The organism is Gordonia sp. B8661-1 (assembly GCF_059427765.1).
The window spans coordinates 103,459-129,140 of record NZ_JCAHRL010000001.1 but is presented as its reverse complement, the minus strand read 5'-3'; the positions used below and the strand labels follow the sequence as shown (position 1 = coordinate 129,140).

General features: G+C 67.3%; 29 protein-coding genes and 1 riboswitch. Of the genes, 15 read left to right on the top strand and 14 right to left on the bottom strand.

Annotation, left to right across the window (positions count from 1 at the left end):
* The first annotated feature begins 13 nt into the window (after positions 1-13).
* Positions 14-200, top strand: a riboswitch (cobalamin riboswitch).
* A 49-nt stretch (positions 201-249) separates the two neighbouring features.
* Together AC4JJG_RS00610 and AC4JJG_RS00605 are read left to right on the top strand one after the other, a co-directional pair.
* On the top strand, positions 250-483 hold the full coding sequence (locus AC4JJG_RS00610; RefSeq protein ID WP_495399448.1) for a CbtB domain-containing protein: 234 nt from the start codon (positions 250-252) through the stop codon (positions 481-483).
* A 28-nt stretch (positions 484-511) separates the two neighbouring features.
* Positions 512-1,327 carry a CbtA family protein gene (locus tag AC4JJG_RS00605; RefSeq protein WP_495399449.1) on the top strand — a complete coding sequence of 272 codons (816 nt, stop codon included), beginning with the start codon at positions 512-514 and terminating at the stop codon, positions 1,325-1,327.
* 203 nt (positions 1,328-1,530) lie between these two features.
* On the opposite strand, the gene AC4JJG_RS00600 is transcribed toward AC4JJG_RS00605, so the two are convergent.
* Positions 1,531-2,214 (bottom strand): (2Fe-2S)-binding protein, encoded by a 684-nt coding sequence (locus AC4JJG_RS00600; protein ID WP_495399450.1) that lies wholly within the window; start codon positions 2,212-2,214, stop codon positions 1,531-1,533.
* 131 nt (positions 2,215-2,345) lie between these two features.
* Here AC4JJG_RS00600 and AC4JJG_RS00595 point away from each other — a divergent pair, with 131 nt between their 5' ends.
* Both AC4JJG_RS00595 and AC4JJG_RS00590 read left to right on the top strand, forming a co-directional pair.
* Complete coding sequence (locus AC4JJG_RS00595) at positions 2,346-3,005, top strand: GAP family protein (RefSeq protein WP_495399451.1); 660 nt, start codon at positions 2,346-2,348, stop codon at positions 3,003-3,005.
* 119 nt (positions 3,006-3,124) lie between these two features.
* Positions 3,125-4,351, top strand: a complete 1,227-nt coding sequence (locus AC4JJG_RS00590; RefSeq protein ID WP_495399452.1) for an acyl-CoA dehydrogenase family protein — start codon at positions 3,125-3,127, stop codon at positions 4,349-4,351.
* Between the two features lie 96 nt (positions 4,352-4,447).
* On the opposite strand, the gene AC4JJG_RS00585 is transcribed toward AC4JJG_RS00590, so the two are convergent.
* Positions 4,448-5,371, bottom strand: a complete 924-nt coding sequence (locus tag AC4JJG_RS00585; RefSeq protein ID WP_495399453.1) for an alcohol dehydrogenase catalytic domain-containing protein — start codon at positions 5,369-5,371, stop codon at positions 4,448-4,450.
* Between the two features lie 133 nt (positions 5,372-5,504).
* On the opposite strand from AC4JJG_RS00585, the gene AC4JJG_RS00580 reads away from it, so the two are divergent.
* Complete coding sequence (locus tag AC4JJG_RS00580) at positions 5,505-5,903, top strand: winged helix-turn-helix transcriptional regulator (RefSeq protein ID WP_495399454.1); 399 nt, start codon at positions 5,505-5,507, stop codon at positions 5,901-5,903.
* A 90-nt stretch (positions 5,904-5,993) separates the two neighbouring features.
* Here the strand turns inward: AC4JJG_RS00580 and AC4JJG_RS00575 are convergent, their stop codons facing one another.
* The 3 genes from AC4JJG_RS00575 to AC4JJG_RS00565 all read right to left on the bottom strand — a co-directional run bounded on the left by AC4JJG_RS00575 (position 5,994) and on the right by AC4JJG_RS00565 (position 9,414).
* Positions 5,994-6,470 (bottom strand): hypothetical protein, encoded by a 477-nt coding sequence (locus tag AC4JJG_RS00575; protein ID WP_495399455.1) that lies wholly within the window; start codon positions 6,468-6,470, stop codon positions 5,994-5,996.
* Between the two features lie 145 nt (positions 6,471-6,615).
* The gene (locus AC4JJG_RS00570) at positions 6,616-7,869 is read right to left on the bottom strand and encodes an Nramp family divalent metal transporter (RefSeq protein WP_495399456.1); all 1,254 of its coding nucleotides are present in this window, start codon (positions 7,867-7,869) and stop codon (positions 6,616-6,618) included.
* Positions 7,870-7,938: 69 nt separating this feature from the next.
* A complete protein-coding gene (locus tag AC4JJG_RS00565) occupies positions 7,939-9,414 on the bottom strand; it encodes an MFS transporter (RefSeq protein WP_495399457.1) in 1,476 nt (491 codons plus the stop codon).
* Between the two features lie 148 nt (positions 9,415-9,562).
* On the opposite strand from AC4JJG_RS00565, the gene AC4JJG_RS00560 reads away from it, so the two are divergent.
* The 8 genes from AC4JJG_RS00560 (at position 9,563) to AC4JJG_RS00525 (ending at position 15,324) form a co-directional block, all read left to right on the top strand.
* The gene (locus AC4JJG_RS00560) at positions 9,563-10,693 is read left to right on the top strand and encodes a nitronate monooxygenase (RefSeq protein ID WP_495399458.1); all 1,131 of its coding nucleotides are present in this window, start codon (positions 9,563-9,565) and stop codon (positions 10,691-10,693) included.
* A gap of 190 nt (positions 10,694-10,883) precedes the next feature.
* Positions 10,884-11,396, top strand: a complete 513-nt coding sequence (locus tag AC4JJG_RS00555) for an Asp23/Gls24 family envelope stress response protein (protein ID WP_495399459.1) — start codon at positions 10,884-10,886, stop codon at positions 11,394-11,396.
* Positions 11,396-11,785, top strand: a complete 390-nt coding sequence (locus AC4JJG_RS00550; RefSeq protein WP_495399460.1) for an Asp23/Gls24 family envelope stress response protein — start codon at positions 11,396-11,398, stop codon at positions 11,783-11,785. The genes AC4JJG_RS00555 and AC4JJG_RS00550 overlap by 1 nt, the downstream gene beginning before the upstream one ends.
* Positions 11,778-11,960, top strand: coding sequence for a DUF2273 domain-containing protein (locus AC4JJG_RS00545; protein ID WP_495399461.1), 183 nt, complete (start codon positions 11,778-11,780; stop codon positions 11,958-11,960). The genes AC4JJG_RS00550 and AC4JJG_RS00545 overlap by 8 nt, the downstream gene beginning before the upstream one ends.
* Positions 11,953-12,462, top strand: coding sequence for an Asp23/Gls24 family envelope stress response protein (locus AC4JJG_RS00540; RefSeq protein ID WP_495399462.1), 510 nt, complete (start codon positions 11,953-11,955; stop codon positions 12,460-12,462). Before AC4JJG_RS00545 ends, AC4JJG_RS00540 begins: the two co-directional genes overlap by 8 nt.
* Positions 12,459-13,058, top strand: coding sequence for a DUF6286 domain-containing protein (locus tag AC4JJG_RS00535; protein WP_495399463.1), 600 nt, complete (start codon positions 12,459-12,461; stop codon positions 13,056-13,058). The genes AC4JJG_RS00540 and AC4JJG_RS00535 overlap by 4 nt, the downstream gene beginning before the upstream one ends.
* Entirely contained in the window at positions 13,055-13,624 is a 570-nt protein-coding gene (locus AC4JJG_RS00530) for a hypothetical protein (protein ID WP_495399464.1), read from the top strand. The genes AC4JJG_RS00535 and AC4JJG_RS00530 overlap by 4 nt, the downstream gene beginning before the upstream one ends.
* A gap of 167 nt (positions 13,625-13,791) precedes the next feature.
* Complete coding sequence (locus AC4JJG_RS00525) at positions 13,792-15,324, top strand: DUF222 domain-containing protein (protein ID WP_495399465.1); 1,533 nt, start codon at positions 13,792-13,794, stop codon at positions 15,322-15,324.
* Positions 15,325-15,353: 29 nt separating this feature from the next.
* On the opposite strand, the gene AC4JJG_RS00520 is transcribed toward AC4JJG_RS00525, so the two are convergent.
* Positions 15,354-15,959 carry a TetR/AcrR family transcriptional regulator gene (locus AC4JJG_RS00520; protein ID WP_495399466.1) on the bottom strand — a complete coding sequence of 202 codons (606 nt, stop codon included), beginning with the start codon at positions 15,957-15,959 and terminating at the stop codon, positions 15,354-15,356.
* Positions 15,960-16,054: 95 nt separating this feature from the next.
* Between AC4JJG_RS00520 and AC4JJG_RS00515 the strand changes: the two genes are divergently transcribed.
* The gene (locus AC4JJG_RS00515; protein ID WP_495399467.1) at positions 16,055-17,638 is read left to right on the top strand and encodes an MFS transporter; all 1,584 of its coding nucleotides are present in this window, start codon (positions 16,055-16,057) and stop codon (positions 17,636-17,638) included.
* A 61-nt stretch (positions 17,639-17,699) separates the two neighbouring features.
* Here AC4JJG_RS00515 and AC4JJG_RS00510 read toward each other — a convergent pair whose 3' ends face one another.
* On the bottom strand, positions 17,700-17,954 hold the full coding sequence (locus tag AC4JJG_RS00510) for a hypothetical protein (RefSeq protein WP_495399468.1): 255 nt from the start codon (positions 17,952-17,954) through the stop codon (positions 17,700-17,702).
* 183 nt (positions 17,955-18,137) lie between these two features.
* Here AC4JJG_RS00510 and AC4JJG_RS00505 point away from each other — a divergent pair, with 183 nt between their 5' ends.
* A complete protein-coding gene (locus AC4JJG_RS00505; protein ID WP_495399469.1) occupies positions 18,138-19,388 on the top strand; it encodes an FAD-dependent oxidoreductase in 1,251 nt (416 codons plus the stop codon).
* 4 nt (positions 19,389-19,392) lie between these two features.
* Here AC4JJG_RS00505 and AC4JJG_RS00500 read toward each other — a convergent pair whose 3' ends face one another.
* The 7 genes from AC4JJG_RS00500 to AC4JJG_RS00470 form a co-directional block, all read right to left on the bottom strand.
* On the bottom strand, positions 19,393-19,761 hold the full coding sequence (locus AC4JJG_RS00500; RefSeq protein WP_495399470.1) for a hypothetical protein: 369 nt from the start codon (positions 19,759-19,761) through the stop codon (positions 19,393-19,395).
* A 29-nt stretch (positions 19,762-19,790) separates the two neighbouring features.
* Positions 19,791-21,584 carry an acetyl/propionyl/methylcrotonyl-CoA carboxylase subunit alpha gene (locus AC4JJG_RS00495; protein ID WP_495399471.1) on the bottom strand — a complete coding sequence of 598 codons (1,794 nt, stop codon included), beginning with the start codon at positions 21,582-21,584 and terminating at the stop codon, positions 19,791-19,793.
* 192 nt (positions 21,585-21,776) lie between these two features.
* Complete coding sequence (locus AC4JJG_RS00490) at positions 21,777-23,285, bottom strand: condensation domain-containing protein (protein WP_495399472.1); 1,509 nt, start codon at positions 23,283-23,285, stop codon at positions 21,777-21,779.
* A 3-nt stretch (positions 23,286-23,288) separates the two neighbouring features.
* On the bottom strand, positions 23,289-23,723 hold the full coding sequence (locus AC4JJG_RS00485) for a SufE family protein (protein WP_495399473.1): 435 nt from the start codon (positions 23,721-23,723) through the stop codon (positions 23,289-23,291).
* A complete protein-coding gene (locus AC4JJG_RS00480; protein ID WP_495399474.1) occupies positions 23,720-24,610 on the bottom strand; it encodes a sulfurtransferase in 891 nt (296 codons plus the stop codon). Before AC4JJG_RS00480 ends, AC4JJG_RS00485 begins: the two co-directional genes overlap by 4 nt.
* A gap of 118 nt (positions 24,611-24,728) precedes the next feature.
* Positions 24,729-25,406 carry a nucleoside triphosphate pyrophosphatase gene (locus tag AC4JJG_RS00475; protein WP_495399475.1) on the bottom strand — a complete coding sequence of 226 codons (678 nt, stop codon included), beginning with the start codon at positions 25,404-25,406 and terminating at the stop codon, positions 24,729-24,731.
* 10 nt (positions 25,407-25,416) lie between these two features.
* Entirely contained in the window at positions 25,417-25,671 is a 255-nt protein-coding gene (locus AC4JJG_RS00470) for an acyl-CoA carboxylase subunit epsilon (RefSeq protein ID WP_495399476.1), read from the bottom strand.
* Between the last annotated feature and the right edge of the window lie 11 nt (positions 25,672-25,682).

Sequence of the window (25,682 nt, the reverse complement as noted above, 5' to 3'; positions counted from 1 at the left end):
GCCATCATCCCCTACGCCTCCGACAAGTCCGGGTATAGAGTTCACCCCTGACACCAGTGGGCAGGGAATCCGGTGAGAATCCGGAGCGGTCGCGCCACTGTAACCGGCATCGTCGCGAGACAACGTTCGTCGTGGATACGACGGCATGTCTTCGCCGCGGCGCAGGTGAGCCAGAATGCTGCCCGGTGTCACCGTCGAACCGACGGATCATCACCGACATGGGACGCGTAATCCCAGGAAGGAACCGACATGACGGTCTCCACCGACACCACCGCCACCGCGACCCGTTCGCGCGCCCTGGCGGTTCCCGATCTCTCGGTCGCGAGCGCGGCCCTCTGGCTCACCGCCACCGTGTTGCTCGCCGGCCTGGCCTACTACTTCCTGGGCTACGACCAGGGGGCCGTCTCGGTCTTCGGTTCCGACACCCATGTGCACGAGTTCGTCCACGACGCCCGGCATTTCCTGGGCTTCCCCTGCCACTGATCCGCGCGTCGGCAGGAGACAACAGCACATGGAGAAGAAATTCATCGGCGCAGGCCTGTTCTCGGGCCTGATCGCCGGCATCGTGGCGTGGGTGTTCGCGCGGCTCTTCGTCGAGCCGCAGGTCGCCAAGGCCATCGACTACGAAGAGGGACGTTCGCACGCCGAGGAGATGCTCGCGGGCGAACACGGCGGACACGAGCACGGGGAACTGTTCACCCGGGGCGTCCAGGAGAACATCGGCACGGGCGTCGGCAGCGTGGTCTTCGCCGTCTGCATGGGCGCGTTCTTCGCGGTGGCCTTCACCCTGCTGTGGAGCTACCTCGGACGACGCCACCCGGCCACCGATCCGCGGATGGTCGCGGCCGCGCTCGGGGCCATCGGTTTCGTCGCGGTCGTCGGGGTGCCGTTCTTCGCGTATCCGGCCAACCCGCCCGCCGTCGGCGACGACGACACCATCGGCGCCCGGTCCGGCGCCTATCTGACGATCACGCTGCTGTCGATCGTGTTCGCGGTCATCGCGGTCGTCGCCGCGCTGTGGTTGCGGCCGCGTATCGGCGGCCTGGTGTCCGGTGTCGCCGCGACGATCGGCTACCTGGTGGCGGTGACGATCACGGTCGCGCTGCTGCCGGAGTTCCATGAGGTACCGGGACCGCTCACCGACGATGCCGGAACGATTGTGTACGAGGGATTCCCGGGCGGCGTCATCGCCGACTTCCGGGTCTACGCGATCGCGAACCAGGTGATTCTCTGGACCGTGCTCACCGTGGTGTTCACGCTCGTCCTCGGCTATCTGTCGCGGCCGCGGCTGCCGGCCTCGGAGCGGGTGGCCGCACAAGGGGGCTGAGCGACAACGGTTGGGCGGACTCGAAGTGTCTGCGGTGATCTCGATACGGCTCCTCGCTGCGCTCGTCGCCTACTCGATCAGCATCGTGGCCTGCCCACGGATGCTGGTCGAGTAGCGGCGTGTGAGCGTAGCGAGCCCGCCGCGTATCGAGACCGGGTCCCACTGCAGCAGACCGCCCGGCAGTCGTGCAGGCCGACCCGGCGTCAGCCGAGTACGCAGTCGCCGCAGATCGCCGTCCGGTCGCCCGAGACCCGGTAGATCAGGCAGCAACTGCGCCGCCGGAACCCGGGTCCCGCGTGCAGAGATCCCTCCTCGACGTCGGGGCTGCCGAGGATCTCGTCGGCCGTGGCGCGAGCGGCGTCCGCGAGATCCGGACGGGCATCTCCGATGAGGCGGGCGGCGCTGTTGGCCGCCGACGCGATGTTGCCGCCGAGCACCTGCCGGCTCATCGAGAAGGTGTTCGCGAACACGTCGGTCAGTTCGGGGACGGCCGTATGCGCCCACGGCTGCGGCGCGGCGGCATCTCGGAAGGTCACCGCGAGCGGGAACGGACCGCCGAGCCGGTTCTGCCACCACAGGTCGGAGATGCTCGCCGAGAGAGGTGAATCCGACAGGGGCACACCGGAGATCGCGGCGGCCGCGATCATCGGCGCCGTGATGCGCGCGACGATGCCGAGATGCGCCACCGACGCCGCCACCCGGATGTCGACCCGGCCGTCCGGACTGCCGGGGGCCAATGCGGCGCGGACCCTCTCGACACGCTCGGTCATGACGGGGGAGGTCAGCAGGTCACCGAGCGGCAACCACGGATCGGTCGGTGCGTCATCCGGTACATGGGTGTCGACCGCGAAGAAGGGGCCGAGGCCTGCGAGGTCGTCGGCGTTCATGACTCGATCTTCGCAGATCGGCAACGGTCCGCTCGTTAGAGTTGTGGTCGGCGCGGATGCGAGTGACGCGACCGCCGGTCGGGCAGGAGTGTGGCGATGTCGGTACCTGCGTGGAGCGGGGTGGTGACCGGATGACCGATGCGGTGCTGGCCGGTGTGCCCGCGGCCATCGGTCTGCTGTTCGCGGCGCTCCCCGCGGCATTCGCAGCCATGGCGCTCGTCATCAAACGTCCGCTCGTGGTGCCGGTGGCTTTCGCGGCCGGATGGTGTGCGGGGCTGGTGGTCGCGAGTGCGGTGATCGTGGCGCTCGCCGATCTCGTGTCGATCGGCGACCGGAACGGGCCGTGGCTGGACATCGTGAAGGTGATCGCGGGTGTGGTCCTCATCGGACTGGCATTGCGGAAGTGGTTGCGCCGCAACGATGAATCGACCAAGCCGCGCGGACTCATGGACAACGTCGGCGCCCTGCGGGCCGCGGCAATCGGGTTCCTGCTCGCGTCGGTCAATCCGAAGAATCTCGCGGTCGTCGTGGCGGGTGTGTCGTCGATCGCGGCGGTGTCCACGGTCGCCGTCGAGCAGGTCGTCGCGCTGGTGGTGTTCATCGTGGTGGGCAGCATCGGGGTGCTCGCGCCGGTCGTGTGCACGGCGATACTCGGTTCTCGTGCCGCCGGGATGCTCGCGGCCGCGAATGCCTGGATGGTCCGCTATGCCGACGTGCTCATCGCCGTCGTCCTGCTGATCCTGGGCGGTGTGGTGGCACTCAACGGGTTGTCGGGGCTGCACGACGCCTGAAAGGAACAGAAGCCCCCGTTTGTGCCTAGACATCGGTGGGCCGGTGCTGACAGAGTGGTCGGCAAAGTGGAACATGTTCTCGATGTGCCGACGCTGGCACACAGAAGGGGAGTCAGCCGATGTTCGAATGGTCCGAAGAAGATCTGATGGTGCGGGACGCGATCCGGTCGTTCATCGACAAGGAGATCCGTCCGCACGTCGACGAACTCGAGACCGGTCAGCTGCCGCCCTACGACATCACCCGGAAGCTGCTCGCGACCTTCGGCGTGGACGCGATGGCCAAGGAGAGCCTGGAGAAGGAACTCGCCGCCGAGGCCGCCGGTGAGAAGAAGTCGGGCAACGGCGGCGGCAGCAGCATGACCAACTCGATGTTCATGATTCTCAACATGGAGCTGGCGGGGGTCGCGCTCGGCGTGGTCGCCTCGATGGGCGTCAGCATGGGGCTCACCGTCTCCACCATCCGCAGCCGCGGCACCCTCGCGCAGAAGAAGCGCTGGCTGCCCGAGCTCGTCACCATGGAGAAGGTCGGCGCCTGGGCGATCACCGAACCCGATTCCGGCTCGGATGCGTTGGGCGGCATGAAGACCACGGTCAAGCGCGACGGCGACGACTACATCCTCAAGGGCAACAAGACGTTCATCACCAACGGGCCGTTCGCCGACACGATGGTGGTCTTCGCGAAGCTCGACGAGGGTGACGACACCCCGATGCGTGACCGCAAGGTGCTGACCTTCGTCCTCGACAAGGGCATGCCGGGTCTGACGCAGGGCAAGCCGTTCAAGAAGATGGGCATGATGAGTTCGCCCACCGGCGAACTGTTCTTCGACGACGTGCGAGTCAGCAAGGATCGCCTGCTCGGCGAGACCGAGGACACCGGTTCGGATTCGCGCGGTGGCGAGGGCGCGAAGGCCGGCTTCACCGCCGAGCGCGTCGGCATCGCGGCACTGTCCCTCGGCATCATCAACGAGGCGCTGCGCCTGTCCCTCGACTACGCGAAGAACCGCAAGCTGTGGGGTCAGGAGATCGGCAATTTCCAGCTCATCCAGCTCAAGCTCGCGGAGATGGAGATCGCGCGGATCAACGTGCAGAACATGATCTTCAGCGCCATCGAGCGCAGCAAGGCGGGCAAGCCGCTGAGCCTGGCGGAGGCGTCGGCGATGAAGCTGTACTCCTCGAAGGCCGCGACCGATGTGGCGATGGAGGCCGTGCAGTTGTTCGGCGGCAACGGCTACATGGCCGAGTATCGCGTGGAACAGCTTGCGCGGGACGCGAAGTCGCTGATGATCTACGCGGGCAGCAACGAGATCCAGGTGACCCATGTGGCGAAGGGGTTGTTGCGCGCCTGAGCGCCGTTCGCCACACGGATTCGACGTCACAGGCCGGCCGACCGGATAATCCGGTCGGCCCGCCTGTGACGTGAAATTTCTGTGGGGCTTCGTCGGTCAACCCGCGAGGTCGGTGACGATCACGACGCGGCCGCGTCCGCCCGCGCGGAAATCGCGGTAGGCGTCCTCGACGTCGTCGAGCGGGTAGGTGGCCCGCACGCGGATCGGCAACCGTACGGCGGCTGCCTCCCCCAGCAGGGCGCGAAGCCGAATGATGTTGGGTTGCATCATGATCGAGTGGACCTCGAGACCATCGGCCGGTATGTCTCCGGCGATCAGGCGGGCGATGGCGCCACCGCGGCGTATGACGGCGGTGGCCTCCGCGCCGAGGTTTGCCGCATCGAGTACCGCGTCATACTGGGTGCCAGGAGGTAGCCGGTCGATCGGTTTCCCGCCCACGGAAGCGACGTAGTCGAGATCGCCGGATCGGGCGAGCCCAGTGACGTTCCAGCCCCGCGCATGCGCGAGGGGGACGGCGTAACCGCCGACTCCACCGGCCGCCCCGGTGATCAGCAGCGTGCCGTTGGCGGGGCCCAGGGCGTCGAGCGCCTGGTCCGCGGTGAGGCTGTTGAGGGGGACGGTTGCCGCTCCCACGAAGGTCAAGTCGTCGGGGATCGCCGCCACGTGACCGGCATCGACGACCAACTCGGTCGACTGGCCGCCGACCGCCTTCGCGGGGTTGGGGGCGATGCCGACGACCCGGGCGCCGACGGTGAGTTCGGGATCGTGCACCTCCGCGCCGGTGTCTACGATGACGCCGGCGGCATCCCAGCCCAGGCCGACGATCGTGCCCTGTTCGGTCCAGCCCGCTTCCTGCGCGAGCCCGGAGATCAGGAAGTCGTCGACCGGATTGATGCTCGCGGCGGCCACGCGGATGCGGACGTCTCCGGGGCCGAGGTGTTGCGGGGCGAGGTCCGCAATGGTCAGCGAACCCGCCTGAGCGGTGACGATCGCCTGGGTGGTCTCCGTGTTCGTGGTCATGATCGATCTTCCTCCCTTGTCTTCGGCTGATACCGCACGGTGGTCCCGTGTCGACAACTATCGGCTGTCGACTATCCGACGGGAAGTAGGTACCTTGAAGTGCGTAGCTCTCCATTCAGGGCAGGAGATGGAAATGCCGACCATGACCGCCGAAGAACGGCGACAGCAGGCGAAGATCGAGTACGACGCGTTTCTCGCGGTGTGCCCGAGTCGTCGGGTGCTCGATCGGATCAGTGACAAATGGGTGACCCTGGTGTTATGCGCCCTCGCGCAAGGCCCGCAACGGTATTCGGAGATCGCGCGCCAGATCGCCGGGGTCAGTCCCAAGATGCTCACCCAGACGCTACGAAACCTCGAACGCGACGGACTGGTCCTCCGTGAGGTCACTCCCACGGTGCCGGTGACGGTCGACTACGAAATGACTCCGCTGGGCTGCTCGCTGTACGAGGAGATCGCGGCGCTCAAGCGATGGTCCGAGGCCCATATCGACGAAATCGACGCTGCGCGAGCACGGTACGACGCGGCCGGCTGACTGCCGAATCCTCACACGGATTGCACGTGACAGGCCGGCCGACCGGATAATCCGGTCGGCCGGCCTGTGACGTGAAATTTCTGTGGCGGATCAGCGCACGCGAACGTCGATGCTGCAGTCGCCGTAGCTGTTGGCGTTGGGGTTGAACGCCCCGGTATTCGTGGCCGAGATGACCAGGGCCACCCGGCCGCGCTTGGTGGCGATGTCGGGGACCGTCAGGGTGTTCTTGGGACCGGCGACGCGAGCGGTGGTGCCGGCCTGGCCGTTGCGTCCGGTGTCAAGGTTGGCCCAGGTGATACCGAGCTCCTGCTTGTAGCCGACGAACGACATCGAGTCGGTTTCCAGCCGAACGCCGATCTTGCCGTTTCCGGCCGGAATGATCTTCGCGGTGCTCTTGCCTTGTACCGCATTGAGATTCGGGTTCGGATAGTGGAACGTGCAGCTCGTCGCGGCAGGTTTCGCGGGTGCGGCGTGTGCCACGGCGCCGCCGAGTCCCAGGGTTGCGACGGCTGCCAGGGCGGCTCCGCTTGCGACGATGCGGGTGGATCGGTTCGTCGAGCGTGTCATCGGGTATTTGTCCTTTCTCGGTGTGGGCCGATCGAGAATGCCCGGTCGGCACACCGTGCCGACGTAGAGGTGTTCGCGGTCCGGACGACAATCGTTACACGCGCTAACGAAATATCTGGGCCGTGCGACGGCGCGACACCGTCACTCAGGAACCGGTGAAGGTCAGCACGATCAGGGCGACGTTGAGGACCACGATGGCCACGGCACCGAGAGTCGCGAACAGCCGCAGGGCCCGGCCGTCGGTGAAATCGCCCATCAGTGAACGGTTTCCGGTGAGGCGGCCGAGTGGGATGATCGCGAAGGGGATGCCGAAGCTCAGCACCACCTGGCTCATGACCAGTGCCATCGTCGGGTCCACGCCGATAGCCAGGATCACCAGCGCCGGGATCATGGTGAACAGCCGACGGGCGACCAGCGGTATCCGCACGCGGAGGAGCCCGCCCATGATGACCGCGCCCGCCGTCGAACCGACCGAGGTCGAGGCGAGTCCGCTCGCGAGGAGACCGATCGCCAATGCGGTCGCCATCGCCGGACCCATCGCACCGTCGACGGCGTGGTAGGCGCCTTCGATCGAGTCCGTGCCGTCCTGACCCTGCAGATTCTGGGCGGCGAGCAGCAGCAGTGCGATGTTGACCGCACCCGCCACCGCCAGCGCGACCACCACATCCCATCGGGTGGCCCGCACCAGGGTGCGGCGGCGTTCATCGGTGTCGGCGACTCCGTGCCGATCGATGACGAGCGCGGAGTGCACGTAGATGGCGTGCGGCATGACCGTTGCGCCGAGCATGCTCGCCGCCAGCAGAACGGTCTCAGGTCCCTGCAGCCGCGGCAGAAGCCCGCCGGCGACATCACCGGCCGACGGCGGGTTCACCACGAGACCGGCGAGGAAGCCGATCACGATGATCGCGAGCAACGCGAGGATCACGCGTTCGAACTGCCGCTGCTGCCGAGGATTCTGCAGGCGCAGCAACACCATCGAGACCGTGCCCACGATGACGCCGCCGACGATCAGTGGTAGATCGAAGAGCAGGTACAGGGCGATCGCCCCGCCGACGACCTCGGCGAGATCGGTGGCGACCGCGACGATCTCGGCCTGCACCCAGAACGCGAGGCGGGACCGCCGGCCCAGTCGGTCGCCGAGAATCGCGGGCAGGCTGCGGCCGGTCACGATCCCGAGCTTCGCGGACTGGTACTGGATGAGCATCGCCATGATGTTCGCCAGCACCAGTACCCACACGAGGAGGAAGCCGTAGCGGGCCCCCGCGGTGATGTTCGCGGCGACGTTGCCGGGATCGACGTAGGCGATGGCGGCGACGAAGGCGGGGCCGAGCAGGGCGGCGCCTCCCAGCGATCTCCGGGTGCGCCGACGGGTGGGCGCGGGATCCTGGGCCGTCGTCATCTGCCCAATCTGGCACAGTCCCGGAGCAGGTTCAAGTCGATCGAAAGATAAAGTTCGGGTAGCCAAACTTTATGCTTCGATGGGCTCCTCGACGATCGAGGCGCGGCTCGGGATGGCCATCGCGATCACTGCGGCAAGGACCGCCGCGCCGAGCGAGATCGCCGAGGCGACCAGGTAGCCCGCATCCGAAGGGGCGGTGACACTGCCACCGCCGGGCAGGGCCGTCGTCACCACCATGCCGGTCAGGATCATGCCGATGGTCGCCGACGACAGCGTGGTACCCACGATCCGGGCAAGAGCATTGACGCCGTTGGCCTCGCCGGTCTGCTCGACGCGGACGGTGCGCATGATCAACGCCGGCATCGCCGAGTAGGACACCCCGATGCCCGCGCCGATCAGCAGCGACACCACGAGGACCACCCACCAGGGCATCGACGACCCGGTGACGATGGCGACGATGAACACGATGTAGCTGAACGCGATCACCATGCTGCCGATCGCCAGCGAGATCCGCGGCCCGCGGGCGGCGGTGATGCGGGCGCTGAGGTGCGAGCACACGAACATCACGAGTCCGCTGGGCGCCAGGATCAGGCTGGCGACGAACATCCCGAGTCCGGCGCCGTTCTCGGTGACGGTCGGGGCCATCAGGATCTGGATCGGGATCAGCTGCATCGAGAAGAACGCGAATCCGGTTGCCACCGAGGCGATATTCGTCAGCATCACCGGCCGCGAGCCGGTCACCCGCAGGTCGACCAGCGGATTGCGCCGCCGGAGTTCGTACAGGCTCCACACTGTGCCGGTGACGAGTGCGGCCACCAGGAGACCGATGGTGCGGGGGTCGGCCCATCCCCAGTCGGACGCCTTGCTGAGGGGGAGGAGGAGACATACCAGCGTCACGGCGAGGCCGACCGAGCCGAGGATGTCGAACCGTCCGCCGCTGCGATGGCCGCTCTCGGGGATCGCCAGCCGGATGCCGACGCCGGCGGCGATGGCCGTGACCATCGAGACCCAGAACAGTGCATGCCAATTCGCGTACTCGGCGAGCAGTGCGGCGAACGGAAGTCCCAGTGCGCTGCCGACGCCGAGTGACGCGCTCATCGCGCCCACCGACGAACCGAGTCGGGAGGCCGGGACGATGTCGCGCATCACGCTGATGCCGATGGCGATGGTGCCGAATCCGAGGCCCTGCAGCCCACGTCCGATCAGGAACGGCAGCAGCGATTCGGACGGTGCGCAGACGGCCGATCCGACCGCGACGCCCGCCATGTTGCCCAGCAGGATCCGGCGTTTGCCGTACATGTCGCCGAGCCTGCCCGCGATGGGGGTCGTGACGGCGCCGACGAGGACGGTGATCGTCATCGCCCAACTGGTGTCGCTGCGGCTCTGCGCGTGCAGCATCTCCGGCAGGGCCGGGATGAGCGGAACGATGATCGTCTGCATCAACGAGACCACGATTCCGGCCGCGCACAGGATGGCGACGGCAAGTTTGGGGTGGTCCGGCTCCGGCGTCGCAAACGTCTCGGGGCACTCCTGCGGCGCACTCATCGGGAACTCTCCACCTCCGTCCTCACCGTATCGGTACGCGAAGGTACCCGGCGAGCAGGGCTGTCCCCGGGTATCGCTTGTTCACGGTCCGTGCAGGTGGTATTTAAATGAGAACATGTTCTAGTTTTCATCTGGCGAGGAGTCCGCAATGCACACCCCGATCTGTGACGATCTCGGTATCGAGTTCCCGATCTTCGCGTTCACCCACTGCCGTGACGTGGTCGTGGCGGTCAGCAAGGCCGGTGGGTTCGGGGTGCTCGGCGCGGTCGGCTTCACGCCCGAACAACTCGAGGTCGAACTGAACTGGATCGACGAGCACATCGGCGATCATCCCTACGGCGTCGACATCGTGATCCCCAACAAGTATGAGGGCATGGATTCCGACATGTCCGCGGAGGATCTCACGAAGATGCTCCAGTCGATGGTCCCGGCCGAGACGCTGGAATTCGGCCGCACACTGCTGCGTGACCACGGGGTACCCCTGAACGAGGACAGCGACAATTCACTGCAGTTGCTCGGCTGGACCGAGGCCACGGCCACCCCGCAGGTGGAGATCGCGCTGCAGCACCCGAAGGTCACGCTCATCGCCAACGCGCTCGGCACCCCGCCCTCGGACATGATCGAGAGGATCCAGGCGGCCGGTCGCAAGGTGGCCGCGTTGTGCGGCTCGCCGAAGCAGGCGCGCAAGCACGCCGACGCCGGGGTCGACATCATCATCGCGCAGGGCGGCGAAGGTGGCGGCCACTGCGGCGAGGTCGGTTCGATCGTCCTGTGGCCGCAGGTCGTCAAAGAGGTTGCGCCCGTGCCGGTTCTGGCCGCCGGCGGTATCGGCAGCGGTGAACAGATCGCCGCCGCGCTGGCTCTCGGAGCGCAGGGGGCATGGAGCGGTTCGCAGTGGCTGATGGTCGAGGAGGCCGAGAACACTCCGGTCCAGCAGCAGACCTACATCGACGCTTCCAGTCGCGACACCGTACGCAGCCGGTCGTTCACCGGCAAACCCTGCCGCATGCTGCGCAACGACTGGACCGAGGCGTGGGAGAACCCGGAGAACCCCGAACCACTCGGCATGCCCCTGCAATACATGGTGTCGGGCATGGCGGTTGCGGCCACCCACAAATACCCGGACGAGAGCATCGACGTCGCCTTCAACCCGGTCGGACAGGTCGTCGGCCAGTTCCGCAAGGTGGAGAAGACCTCCGCGGTGATCGAACGGTGGGTGACCGAATACATCGACGCCACCGGCACTCTGGAGTCGTTCGCGAATTCGTCGGTGTCGTAGCCGAACTCGCGAACCTCCATCGCGGCTCTCTGACCTCGCGGGAGCAACTCCGAACGCGCCAGCGCGTGCACACCTGTGCATCACATGATTAGCATGGCGTACGACCGAACCTGACGCTTGTGTTCGCGTCAGGCCGGCCACGATATCCACGCGAGTGGGTCGCCGATGCGGCCCGGAGGAGGTTCATTCGATGGCCACGACGTCCGATCAGAAGTCCGGTGCCGAGAAGTCCGGTGCGGAGAAATCCACTACGGTCCCTGCAGGTTCCGGTGCATCGACACACAAGCCCGGAACCGACCTGGTGCCGGCCGCCGAGCGTGGCTCGACGACCATCGCCGACGCGGTGGTCGCGAAGATCGCGGGCATCGCGGCGCGGGAGATCGGCGGGGTGTACGCCCTCGGTGGTACGACGGAGCGTGCGGTCGGCCGGGTGCGGGAAATCCTTCCCGGGACCACCAACGTCTCCCAGGGCATCGCGGTCGAGGTCGGCGAGCGGCAGGTCGCCGTCGACGTCGAGATCGTCGCCGAGTACGGGGTGCCGATTCATCAACTTGCGGCAGCGATTCGGCGCAACATCGTCAGTGCCATCGAGAAGCTGACCGGACTCGAGGTCACCGAGGTGAACGTCACCGTCCACGACGTCCACCTCGACGACGACGATGACGACGCCGACAAGGAACCGAAGACATCCCGGGTGCAGTGATGACGGCCGGAGAGGCCGGCGCCGGCGAGTCCGGGACTGCCGACGAAGGCTCGACGGCAGCCCGGATCGCGTCGGCGGTGCTGGCGGTACCCGGGGTGAATCGGTTGTCGGGCGGCGCTTTCGGTGAGATCGCCACGGTGCTCCCGGGTGACCGGATCACCGGGGTGGCGCTGTCCGGCGGCCGCGGTGCGGTCCACGTGGTGCTCGGCCCCGTGGCCGATCTGCGTTGGGTCGCCGAACGAGTCCGTGACACCTCCGAGTCGGTGGCGGGCTTTCCGGTCGACGTGACCGTCGACGACATCGAATTCGATTCCGGCCCGGAGACATCCGGCACATCCACGTCGGACGCCGGGAAATCCACAACGGATGAGGCGGACCATCATGCGTGACAATGCGACCATCGGACTGTTCGTCGGGCTGTTGCTCGCGATCGCCGCGACCACGGGAGGATTCGGCGGGTTCCTGCTCGCGGTTCTTCTCGGCGCCGTCGGCCTGGCACTGGGCCTGCAACGCGACGGAGTCATCGACCTGGGCCGGCTGCTCCGGAGCCGCAACCGTGGGTGAACCGGCGGCAACGAACGAACCGACCGGGGACGAACCGGTACGCGATGTCCCCGGCGAGCTGATCATCGACGACCGTGTGCTGGTGACGATCTCGACGCACGCGGCACGCGAGGTCGACGGTGTCGTGTCGTACTCCACGACACTCGGATCGCTCATCGGGCCGGTCTCCGGCCGTGGTTCGTATCCGAACGCCACGGTCGACCGCGCGGGCGCCGGTGCCGCCGTCGGGGTGGACATCGCGGTGGGCTGGCCGTCGCCGATCACCGAGGTATGTCAGCAGGTGCGTGCACACGTCACCGGCGAACTGACACGTCTGGCGGGTGTGATACCGACCCGGGTCGACGTATCGGTGCAGCAGGTGCTGACCCCGCAGCAGGTTGCCGAGCGGCAAACCGGCCGTGCGCCAAGCGGATACGTCACGCTGGGTCCGCGGCAGCTCCCGTCCGGCTCGGCCGCGTCCACCGAGGACATCGACGCAGAACGCGAGGAGGTGCATTCGTGACCAACGACTTCGTGACCAACGACGACGATCGAGCCGCCGCCGGTACCGGAGCGGCGTCGCGGCCCGCGGGCAATCCCACGGCAGGCATCTATGGCGCGCTCCTGGGCATCCTGCTGCTCGCCCTCGCCGCGATAGCTGTCCACGACCTCCTCGTCAGCGCCGGGTGGGTGTCCGGCCCGCGCTGGTTCCGATCGGCTGCCGACTGGATCGCCGACGCGACCTGGGAGCCGTGGATGTGGGCGGTCGCGGTTGCGCTCATCCTCGTCGGTCTCTGGCTGATCGCATCGTCGATCCGTCCTCGCCGGAAGTCCCGGATTCCCGTGGCCGGCTACCCCGGCGTCTGGACACGGCCGGTGGATCTGGCCCGCCGCTGCAGCGCCGCCGTTCGAGCTGTTCCCGGCGTGGCGGGTGCGACGACCGTCGTCGGTCGCCGGCGGGTGAAGACGACCGTGATCGCGAATCGGGACGTCGACGAAGCCGAAGTCCGGGAACGGGTTTCGGACGTGGTCGGGCGTGTCGACCCGTCGAGGAAGGTCACGGTGCGCTTCCGGCTGCGTAGTCCGCTGCGATCCCGAACCGAGGAGGCGCGTCGATGAACCGGGCACCCGCTGCACTTCTGCGTATCAGTGTCGGCCTGCTGGGGTTGCTGTTCCTGGTCGTCGGGGTGGCACCGATTCTCTGGCACCTCGACGTATCGCCGGTCAAGGGATGGATCGACGACCTCGATGCGTCGGCGCCGGCGCGATGGGCGGCACAGGAATGGTGGCCTGCCGTGCTGGTCGGTGTCCTGCTCGTCGGCCTCCTCTGGGGTTGGTCGCTCATCGCGGCGCTGTTCCGGCCCGGCAAGATCGGCGTGATCGAATTGGCAGGCAGCGGACGCGACGGGGATTTCACCGTGGCACCCAAGTTGATCGCGAACGCGGTCGAGGACGAGTTGCGCGCGAATCCGATTTTCGACCGCGTCGATGTCGCCGCCACCGATGATCGCGGACACAAACTGATCCGGATCCACGTGTCCGCACCGGCCGACCGAAGCTACGACGACGTCGTCGGTGCGATCGAGCCCGCGATGCACCAGATCGAGAAGGCGGTCGCGGGCTCCGACCTGCACGTGCAGGCATTCGTCGACCTCGAACGCACCACGGCCGAGCGGACCGGGTGAGCGAGTTTGTCGGTGGCTGCGCGTAGGTTGGTCGCAACAGGATGACCAGGGACCGACAACGGTCGCCGCAGTGTTACGACTGACGGCGCGTCGGCCCCGACGATGACGAGTTTCCACGATGACGACGGGATCCTGCTCCGTGTTCGTCTCGTCGGAAGGCCTCGTCCGTGTCATCACTGTTGACCAATCCGTCACCGTGGCCCGGGTTGCCGCCCGACCATCTTCGCGGCGTCGATCCCGAGCACGCTGATAGCTCCGAGGTGAACGATCTGCTGCTCGGCATGGCCGAGATCGACCGGGGCCGTTCCTTTCTCGCGTATGCGGACTACCGGTCGGCCGCAGCGATGTTCGACCGGTTGGTCGCCCCGAACGCGAACACCGACCATCGCATCGTCGACGCCTTTGCCGATTGCGCGGCGCGTATCGCGCGTGCCCGCGGTATGCCCCAGCACACCGCCGAGCGTCTCGTCGACGAGGCCGTCGCCTTACGTGACAGGTTGCCGGGGGTGCTGGATTGTCTGCGGGACGGCACGATCCATCCGTGGCACGCCCAATTGGCCATCACCCGTACCGATCTCGTCGATCCGGCCTCGCCGGCGATGGCGGACATCGATGACGAGATCGCCGAGACGCTGCGGCGTATCCGGGGATCATGGTCGCGCTCCCGACTCCGAGATATGTTTGACCGCATCGTCTTTCGTCATGATCCGGATGCTGTGCGGAACCGCCGGAAGGACGCCCTCGACGCGCGTGGTGTGTGGACGCACGCCAGGGGCGACGGCGTAGCCGAGATCACCGGCGTCATGTCGGCCGAGAACGTCCGGATAGCTGCTGCATCGGTCGAGGCGCTCGCGAACGCGGTCTGCGACGACGATGCCCGCACCATACGGCAACGACGCTCGGATGCGATGTTCGCACTCCTCTCCGGAACCGAGTTCCCCTGCGACTGCGGAAAGGGCGAGTGCTCTGCGCAGATCCCGGCGCCTGGTTCCGTTCCACCGCCGTCGACCAGAATCATCGTGCACGTCGTGTGCGACGAGGGGACACTGGCGGGCACCGCGGCCAACGCGGGATTCGTCGACGGACACGGATTGATCAGCGACGAGCATGTGCGCGATCTTGCGAGTCGTCCGGACGCACTCATTCGTCCCGTGGTCCCGAAAGATGGTGCGGAACAATCGGATGGGACCTTCACCATGCCCGCCCACCGACCGTCGGATCCCTATCGTCCGTCGACCTGCCTCAGCACCTTCGTCCGTGTTCGCGACGGCTACTGTGTCGACCCGGGTTGCGAGTGCTCGGCCTGGCGGGCGGACCTCGACCACGTCACCGAATACGACCATGAATCTCCCGTCCACGGTGGTCGCACCACCGCGGACGGACTGAACACCAAGTGCCGCTTCGGTCACCGTCTGAAGACCTTCGGTGACTGGGTCGACGATCAGTTCCGGGACGAGAACGGTCGCCTGTGCACCGAGTACACGACCCCCGAGGGGTTGACGATCCCCGGCGAGGCGGAGACCAACGAGGATCTCTTCGGTGGCCTACGCCGCATCCGGTTCGCCACTCGGTCGACGGTCGAGCCATCGGAGGAGACGCCCCGACGGAGTCGTACTCGCCTGGCGGACAAGTACGCCCGACGTGCGGCCGAGCGTCTGCGGAACCGTCGACGCCGCCTGGCGGACCCTCCGCCGTTCTGACGTAACGGCGCCGGCGCGCTCGGCGAGGACTACGGCCGGAGCGCGGCGACGACGGTATCGACGACATGCTCGGCGTCGACGGTCCCACGCTCATGCCCGACGAGTCGAGGTTGGATGGCGCGCAACAAAATTGAACTGACCAACAGGTAGGCGACGGTCTGTACGTCGGCCTTCGGGTCCACGGCCCCGGTGCCCTGCGCCGACCGGAGGTAGTCGGCGAGCGCGCCGATGCCCTGGTTGGGGCCGTAGTCGTTCTCGGCCATCATCGCGAAGACCTCGGCCCGCATGTCGAGGTCGGCCTGGCTGACCAGCAGCACGTCGAGCGCCGACTGCAGGAAGACGCTCAGGTTCTTGCTGACGGCGAGGAGGTCATGGCGCACGTCGTCGAGACTTGCCGGTGCGCGATCGGGGAGGTCGTGGAACTCCCACAGGGATCCGAGCGTGTGCTCGAAGGTCGCCTTGATCAGACCTTGCCGGTCTCCGAAGTGGTAGAAGATGCTGCCTTCGGAGATTCCGAGATGGTCGGCGATCGCGCGTGTCGTCAGTCGGGTCAATCCACGCTCACGCAGCAGCGACAGGGTGGCTGCGGCGATCTCGTCGCGTCCGATCTTCGGGGGGCGTCCTCGGCGTGTCACGGGTCAACTGTATCTGAATCGGACAACTTCTTGAGTTCATGCTCAGAATATGGTCACAATTACTGAGTCATCACTCAATAAGGAGGCATGGTGCGATGAACAGAAAATGGCTGACCCTCGCGGCGGTGTGCACCGGTGTGTTCATGCTGCTGCTCGACGTGACGATCGTGAACGTGGCACTACCCGATATCCAGACCGACCTCGGGTCATCGATGAGTGGTCTGCAGTGGGTGATCGACGCCTATGCGCTCACCCTGGCGGCGTTGCTCCTGACGGCGGGCTCGGTCGCCGACATCATGGGCCGAAAACTGTTGTTCGCCATCGGAATCGTGGTCTTCACCGCGGGTTCCCTGGCGTGCGGACTGGCGCCCGGCATCGGATTCCTCATCGGCGCGCGCGCCGCCCAGGGCATCGGCGGTGCGATCATGTTCGCGACCTCGCTCGCATTGCTCGCTCACGCGTTCGCGCCGAGGGAACGCGGAATCGCATTCGGGGTGTTCGGTGCGGTGACCGGCGTGTCCGTGGCGGTCGGGCCCGTCGTCGGCGGGCTGCTGACGAGTGGCCTGTCGTGGCATTGGATCTTCTTCGTGAACATCCCGGTCGGCGTTGTCGCGCTCGCCATCACCTGGTTCGGCGTGGACGAATCCCGCAACCCCGACGCCGGCGGTATCGACTGGCTGGGCTGCCTGACCTTCTCCGCCGCCCTCGGCACCGGTGTCTACGGCCTCATCCGCAGCCACGCCGACGGATGGGGATCGGCCACCGTCTCCGGCACACTGATCGCCTCGGCGGTGCTGCTCATGGTCTTCGCGCTCGTCGAGTCGCGGGTGGCGTACCCGATGATCGATGCGCGATTGCTGCGCGTGCCCACCTTCACGGGCGGACTTCTCGCGGCATGGACCATCTCGGCGTCGATCTTCGCGCTGCTCACCTATCTGGTCATCTACCTGCAGAACATCATGGGCTACTCGGCGCTGGAGGCCGGGCTGCGGTTCCTTCCGTTCTCCGGGGTGATCTTCGTGGCCTCGGCCGTCGCGGGGAGGTTGTCGGACAAGGTGCCGGTGCGCTGGCTGATCGGGCCGGGCTTCGTGCTGGTCGCCGTCGGCCTGTGGTTGATGCGGGGGACCGACCCGACCGGTAGTTGGACGCAGCTGGTCCCGGGTTTCGTCATCGCCGGAATCGGTGCGGGACTCATCAACCCGCCGCTCGCCTCGACGGCCGTCGGTGTTGTGGAGCCTGCACGATCGGGGATGGCGTCGGGCGTGAACAACACGTTCCGTCAGGTCGGGATCGCCACCGGCATAGCGGTTCTCGGCACGCTGCTGGCGTCGTCCTTCGCCGATGCGGTCAGTTCCGGATTGTCGCGCGGGCCGCTGGCGTCACGCGCGCAGGAGATCGGGCGCTCGGTGTCGAACGGGGACATGGCCGGCGTGTTGCGGAGTGTGCCGGGTGAGATGCGCGCCGAAGTGGCCCGTGTGGCGGCGACCGGTTACGTGCATGCCCTCGACGAGATCTTGCTGGTGGCATCCGTGGTCGCGCTCGTGTGCGGTGTCCTCTCCGCGATTCTGATCCGGCAGAAGGACTTTCACGGTCCGGCCGACGATTCGGCAGAAGGTGCCGACGAGTCGTCGTCCACACACGGGCTCGAGGATCGTCCGCACCTGGTCAGCGCCACCTGACGCACGGCGCCGCCGACCGGGAATCCGGTCGGCGGCGCGGTCGGGGAGAACGTGCGATGCGTCAGTTGTCGCCGTGCGACCTCTGGGAGAGATCGGAGGCTGCGACCGAACGATCCTCGGCGGAGGCGTTGGGATCGTCGAGCACCTGGCCGGCCTCGCTCGCGACGCGCGCGCTGGTCACGTCGTTGGTCCCGCCGCTCTGGGCCAGCACGCTGGCCGCGACGGACTTCTGCTCCTCGGTCGCGTTCGGGTCGTCCATGATGCGGGCTGCCTCGGAAGCGTCTATCGAACCCGTCTTGCGATCGTCCTCGGACATGGCATCTCCTGACTTTCGGAATTCACGGGCCGGGACCGGCCCGTGTGAACACCGTCACACGGAACTTGTGGGTTGTCCACTTCGGGGCATACGACCGGATAGCGCGGTGGTGATGCGATCGATTGCACGGACACACTAAAGAGCAATGTCCTGAAGAGAGTTGACCGACAGTACGGGGGTGTCATGACAGTGAAGAACACGACGTGTGTGATCGTCGGTGGAGGACCGGCCGGGATGATGGCCGGGTTGGTGCTCGCGCGGGCCGGTGTCGATGTCACCGTGCTGGAAAAGCACGGCGATTTCCTGCGGGACTTCCGTGGCGACACCGTGCACCCGGCAACGCTGGACCTACTCGGCGAACTGGGACTGTTCGAACGCTTCGAAGCGATGCCGCACAGCAGAATTCGCCACGTCGAGCTGCCCACGAGCGCCGGCGACATGGTGACCATCGCCGACATCGGCGGCTTGCGACTTCGCCATCCGTGGATCGCGATGACGCCGCAGTGGGATTTCCTGAACCTGCTCGCCGACGCGGGAGGGGAGGAGCCGAATTTTCATCTGCTGATGGATGCCGAGGTCGTCGATGTCATCAGATCCGGTGACTCGGTGATCGGCGTCCGCTATCGGGATCGGAGCGACGATGCCGAGGACGCGATCCACGAGATACACGCGCCGTTGACGATCGCTGCCGACGGCCGGTGGTCGACGGTGCGGGCCGCACTCGACATTCCGGTGCGACGCCATTCGCCGGACGTCGATCTCTGGTGGTTCCGCGTCGACGTGGACGCACCGGTGGAGGACGCGATCCTGCCGCGTTCGGGAAACGGCAAACTGTTCGTCACGATCCCGCGGCAGGGATACCTCCAGGTCGGCATGTTCATCCCGAAGGGGGCCGACGAGGCGCTGCGCGCCAAGGGAACCGAGCCGATTCTGCAGGCTCTCCGGGAGGCGCATCCGAGCCTGCGGGACACGTCGATGCATCTGTCGATGGACGACGTGAAACTGCTGGATATTCATCTCAATCGGCTGAAGCGCTGGTACGCCGACGGCGTCCTGTGCATCGGCGACGCTGCCCATGCGATGTCACCGGTGGGCGGGGTCGGAGTGAACCTCGCGGTCCAGGACGGAGTCGCAGCAGCGGCACTGCTCGCCGGACCGCTGCGCACCGGGACCGTGGACACAGGGGCGCTGGCACGGGTGCAACGTCGGCGCGTGCCGCAGACGTTGCTCGTCCAGTGCGTCCAGCGTCTCGTGCATCGGCGGATCACACCGGTCGTCGCGGGCATACGCCGGATGGAGGTCCCGGGAATCGTCGCCCCGGTGCTCCGGCGATGGTCGTGGCCGGCACGCATCCCGGCACGACTGGTGCTCGTGGGTCTTCGGCCGGAACACATTCCCGCATTCGCCCGGCGCGCGTCGGAACCGCCCGGGTGAGGGCTCAGCGGCCCGGCACACCGTCGACGAGGTCCGAGGTGCGGTAGCCGAGTGCGCCGTCGGCAAAACGGCCGACCGGAGCGACCGCGGACTCCAGGGCATCGGTGTGGCCGTCGCGTGCGCGACCGACGAGCCGCGCGCTGTCCGGACCGTCGGGGGCCACGCCCACCACGGCGACCAACTCGCCGGTGGTGGGGATACAGACCGCCCACACGAAGAGGGATTTGTCCTGCCATCCACGCGCGACGACCTCGACGTACCCGAGTGGATCGGGAACGGCGAGGTCGTCGAGCGACGGTATGTCGGAGATGCGGTCGTCGGCACGAAGTGTGCGCAGGTACCAACTACCGGCGTTGATCTCGACCGCGTCCATGGAGGCTCCCGGGTCGGGGAGTGGTGGTGCTACTTGATCTCGAGGAGAACGGTGCCCTGGGTGACCGCGGCGCCCGCTTCCACTGCCAGGCCGGTGACCACGCCGTCCTTGTGGGCGGTGACCGGGTTCTCCATCTTCATGGCCTCGAGCACGACGACCAGATCTCCGGCGGAGACCTCCTGGCCCTCCTCGACGGCGACCTTGACGACGGTGCCCTGCATCGGTGCCTGCACGGCGTCACCGGACGCCGCGGCACCACCGGCCTTGGCGCGGGTGCGGGCCTTCGGCTTCTTGCGGACGACGCCGTTGCCGCCCCCGTTGCCGCCACCGAGCGACAGATCGCCGGGCAGCGAGACCTCGACGCGACGTCCACCGACCTCGACGACCACGTTCTGCCGCGGCAGCGAATCGTCCTCCTCGATGGGCTCGCCGCCGGTGTACGGCTCGATCGGGTTCTCCCAATCGGTTTCGATCCACTTGGTGTAGACGTCGAACTTCTCGCCGTCGCCGACGAAGGCCGGGTTCTCGACGATGTGACGGTGGAACGGGATGACCGTGGCCAGGCCTTCGACCTCGAATTCGGCGAGCGCGCGGCGCGACCGCTCCAGGGCCTGTTCACGGTTCTCGCCGGTGACGATCAGCTTGGCGAGCATCGAGTCGAACTGGCCGCCGATGGTGTCGCCCTGGACCACACCGGAGTCGACGCGGACACCGGGGCCCGTCGGCTCCTTGTAGACCGAGATCGGGCCGGGGGCGGGCAGGAAGCCGCGACCGGCGTCCTCACCGTTGATGCGGAACTCGAAGGAGTGTCCGCGAGGTGTGGGGTCCTCGGAGATCTCGAGCTTCTCGCCGTTGGCGATGCGGAACTGCTGACGCACCAGGTCGATGCCGGAGGTTTCCTCGGTCACCGGATGCTCGACCTGCAGGCGGGTGTTCACCTCGAGGAAGGACACCAGACCGTCGTTGCCGACGAGGAATTCCACGGTGCCTGCACCGTAGTAGCCGGCCTCACGGCAGATGGCCTTCGCCGACTCGTGGATCTTGGTGCGCTGCTCGTCGGTCAGGAACGGCGCGGGGGCCTCCTCGACGAGCTTCTGGAAACGACGCTGCAGCGAGCAGTCGCGGGTGCCGGCGACGATCACGTTGCCGTGCTGGTCGGCGATCACCTGCGCCTCGACGTGGCGCGCTTTGTCCAGGTACCGCTCCACGAAGCATTCGCCGCGACCGAAGGCGGCGACGGCCTCGCGGGTGGCCGACTCGAACAGCTCGGGGATCTCCTCGATGGTGTAGGCGACCTTCATGCCGCGTCCGCCGCCACCGAAGGCGGCCTTGATCGCGACCGGCACGCCGTGCTCCTTGGCGAAGGCGACGACCTCGTCGGCGTCCTTCACCGGGTCCTTGGTGCCGGGGGCCATCGGGGCGTCGGCCTTGAGTGCGATGTGGCGCGCGGTGACCTTGTCGCCGAGGTCGCGGATGGACTGCGGGGACGGGCCGATCCAGGTGAGCCCGGCGTCGATGACGGCCTGGGCGAAGTCGGCGTTCTCGGAGAGGAATCCGTAGCCGGGGTGAATGGCGTCGGCGCCCGACTTCTTGGCGGCATCCAGGATCTTGTCGAAGACGAGGTACGACTCCGCGGAGGTCTGACCGCCGAGGGCGAAGGCTTCGTCGGCGAGCTTCACGAACAGCGCATCGGCGTCGGGTTCGGCGTACACCGCGACGCTGGCAAGGCCTGCGTCACGGGCAGCGCGGATGACCCGCACGGCGATCTCGCCACGATTGGCGATGAGGACCTTGGAAATGCTGTTCGCAGAGGTACTTGGCACTTGTTCTCCTGGGCGTCGTGTCGCTGTTGCGCGGCACCTGGGTAAGTCGGGCTTCACTGATTTCTGTCCACCTGCACCGGGCCCGGGTTGCCGGCCGGCGCGGGTGACGCGCAACACTTCGGAGTCTAGGCGTCGCGCGTTCCGGGCAATACCCTAGCCCACCGAGCATTCGTTCGGTTGATGTGCGGTGGGTTACTCACGAGTAAAGAAAGTGCTGGTGTCGCCGATTTCCCGTAACAGTTCGGCGAAATCCTGCAGGTAAGACTGGACGGGACCGAGTGTGTCGGTGACGTTTTCGGGCTGGTCGGGGACCAGAGTGGGATTGTTCACTCCGGGAGCGGAACCGGCGGGCTCGGCGACGGGCGGCGCGGGCGGGAGGTATACGTCCGGCGGAAAGCGTGCGGACACACGGAGTCCGCCGGGGGTGCGGTTCACCCAGATGAACACCTCGACCGGCGCGTAACTGTGGCTGCGCAACACGGTCGCCCGTCCGGCATCGGCCTCCGCCGCGCCGTTGGCGTACCGGGTGTCGATGAAGGACACCGCGAACCGTGGCTCCATCGGCACACCGAGCAGTTCGGCGATACGGAGGAACGGCAGGGTCGCGCCGATCCGGGAACGCTTCAGTTCGGTTGTCGCACGGGCGATCGCCTGGTCGAAGGTCGGGTCGTCGCCCATCTCGATGCAGAACGGGGCGAGGCCCACGAACCAGCCGAGGGCCGTCAGCCACTTCCGGTCGTCGCGGGTATGGCGTGGGAGCACACAGCGGAACTGAGGATCCCCGGTATGGCGGTGATAGACCATGGCGAACGCGGCGAGGATGCCGGCGGTGAGGGTGCCCCCGGCCTGGGAGCACACCGCGGTGAACCGGTTCGTCTCCTCGTCGTCGAGCAGGAGTCCGTAGATGGACTGCTGCGCGACCGCGCTCTCGGAACGCGACATCGCGTCCTCGGGCACGATGTCGAGTTCGAAACCCGGCATCCCGCCACGCCCGGAACGCAGAAACCCCTCCCAGGAGGCGACCGCCGGATGGTCGGCACCGTTCTGGTCGGCGTCCCGTCGTTCCTCCGCGCTGAAGTCCACGTAGCTGCCGACCGGGGGCAGAGAAACCGGTGTCCGCGCGCGCGCCGCCCGGTACAGGAGCGTGAGTTCGTGCTGCGCCATGATGAGCGAATACCCGTCCACCAGTGAGTGATCCGCGGCGAACAACAACGTGAAGGAGTCCTCGCGGGCCACGGTCGCGAACATGTAGGCCGGCCAGTGCAGGGGGGCGGTGGCGCGATCGAAGGCGCCGGCGATCTGCTCGATCAACGGGCCGGGGGCGTTGTACCAGCCGACGCGACCCATCTTCAGTTTCACGGTGCCCGGCGGAGTGCTGAGTCGTTGCAGCCCATCACCTTTGATGACCACGTGGCTGCGCAACACCTCGTGGCGGTCGATCCACTGCGTCAGAGTCGACCGGATCGCCGGAATCGACAGTGGCTCATCGAATTCGATCGACAACCCCAGCCACGACTCGCGGCCGCCCTCGCGCTGGGTGCGCACCCGGTAGTCGAAGGCCGATCGGAGGTGCTGTTCATGATTGTGCGAGGTGAGCCGCGAATCGTGATGCCACGCGCCCAATCCGCCGGGGACATAGGGTGTCCACTCGACGAGACCTCCGGGTGCCAGGTCCTCGTCGCGGATCTGGGTGAACCGCATGTCTCAGGCCGGGGGATCGGTCTGCGCGCGCACCTGATTCTTGATGCGCGCCAACATGCCCGCCATGCCACGCAGCCGCAACGGACTCACCGCGGAATCGAGGCCGAGGTCGTGATAGAAATCCGCGGGCACACCGAGGATGTCGGCGGCGGGCATGCCGTCGAGTCCCTGGCTCAGGATGGACGCGAAGCCGCGCGTCGTGGGAGCCTCCGGCGGCGCGCTGAAATACAGGCGTACCGCCTCGGGGTCGGCCGCATCCACCGACAGGAACACGGGGGACTGGCATTCCGGCACCGGCTCCATCGCGTCCTCGCGCAGGCGTTCCGGCAATTCCGGTAGCTCCCGGGAGAATTCGAGGAGCAGCGTGACCTTGTCCGAATCCCCGAGAGCGCCGAAATCGTCGACGATCTCGGCGAGCGGTGCCGGCAGTCCGGTCACTGCGGCGCCGGCCCCGGCTCGTCGCCGACCGCGATCGGCACCCGCACGGCGTTGCCCCACTCGGTCCACGAGCCGTCGTAGTTGCGCACCTTGTCGAACCCGAGCAGATGCGTGAGGACGAACCAGGTGTGGCTCGACCGTTCCCCGATGCGGCAGTAGGCGATCGTCGGCGTCTGCGGATCCAACTCCCTGTAGACGTCGTCGAGTTCGGTCCGCGACCGGAACCGGCTGTCGGGTGCGGCGGCCTTGGCCCACGGGATCGAGATGGCGGTGGGGATGTGGCCGCCCCGCAGTGCGCCCTCTTCGGGATAGTCGGGCATGTGCGTCCGTTCACCCGTGTACTCCTGCGGCGACCGGACGTCCACGAGCGGCTGGGTGCCGAGCGATTCGAGCACCTCGGGGGCGAACGCGCGGATCCGGCTGTCGTCACGTTCGACGACCGGGTAATCCGACCGCGGGTACTCGGGCACGTCGAAGGACGTGTCACGGTCCTCGGCCATCCAGGCGTCGCGTCCGCCGTCGAGCAGGCGCACGTCCTCGTGACCGAACAGGGTGAAGACCCACAGTGCGTAGGCGGCCCACCAGTTGCTCTTGTCGCCGTAGATGACGATGGTGTCGTCGCGCTCGATGCCCTTGCTGCGCATCAGTTCCGCGAATTGCTCGCCGTTGATGTAGTCGCGCGTGACGGGATCGTTCAGGTGCAGATGCCAGTCGACCTTCTGCGCGGTCGGGATGTGCCCGATGTCGAAGAGCAGGACATCCTCGTCGGACTCGATGATCTTGAGGCCCTTGGCTCCCAGATGAGCCGACAGCCACTGGGTGCTCACCAGACGTTCCGGGTGCGCGTAGGCCGCGAACGCGGGATTCGGATCGGTCTCGACGCTCACTGGGGTACCTCCAACGGTCTGGGTCGGCCTGCGGCGCGCGTTCGGCCGCGGTTATGGAGATGAGCCTACCGACTCGTTGCCGGATCGTGACGTCCGACAGGCGTCTGTCCGCGGGCCGTCAATCGTTCGACGGACCAACGGAACCGTTCGCGTCCGGTCGCCAGAAGTCGGTGAGTGCCACGCCCGTGCGTTCGATCAGTGTGCGTACCAAGGGAAGTCCGATGCCGATGACCGACGACGGGTCGCCGTCGATCCGTTCGATGAGCCAGCCCCCGTAGCCGTCGAGCGTGAAGGCCCCGGCGACCTCGAGGGGTTCGCCCGTGGCCACGTAGGCGTCGATGGTGGCGTCGTCGACGTCGGCGAAGGTGATGGTCGTCGAGGAGGTGCCGCCCACCTCGATCGGTTCGGCGCCGGTGCTCACCCGCATGACGTGATGCCCGGTGAGCAGTTCGGCGGTGCGGCCACGCATCTCACGCCACTGCGCCGCCGCCACCGCGGGCTCGTGCGGCTTGCCGGACAAACGACCGTCGAAGAGCAGCATCGAGTCGCAGCCGATGATGATGGCGTCGTCGGGCAGGTCGTCCGCATGCGCGGCGGCGACCGCGCGGGCCTTCGCGGCCGCGAGCGCACGGACGGTCCCGGCCGGGCCGGTGTCCGGCGGCAGTGCGGCGACGACGGCGTCCTCGTCGACGTCGGAGACGTACACGTCCGGACGGATCCCGGCGGCCCGGAGTACCCGCAGTCGCGCGGGTGATGCCGACGCCAGCACGACACCGGCCGACGGGGAGTCCGTCACCGGAGCCCGGTCACCAGCGCGACGGCTGGAAGAAGCTGGTCGGTGCGCCCCACGCCGGCCGCAGCCGGTCCTGCGGCCGTCCCCAGTCGTTGCGGGGACCCGGGTCGGCGTCGCCGCCCGACGAGCCCGCGGCCGCGGCGACCAGTGCCACGAGCACCGCGACCTCGTCGTCGGTCGGGTTGCCCCGAACCACGCTCAGCAGCGGCGCGGAACCCGTGGCCGCAGCGGAATCCGTTGTGGCCGAATCGTTGTCGTTGTCACTCACGGCTGCCTCGC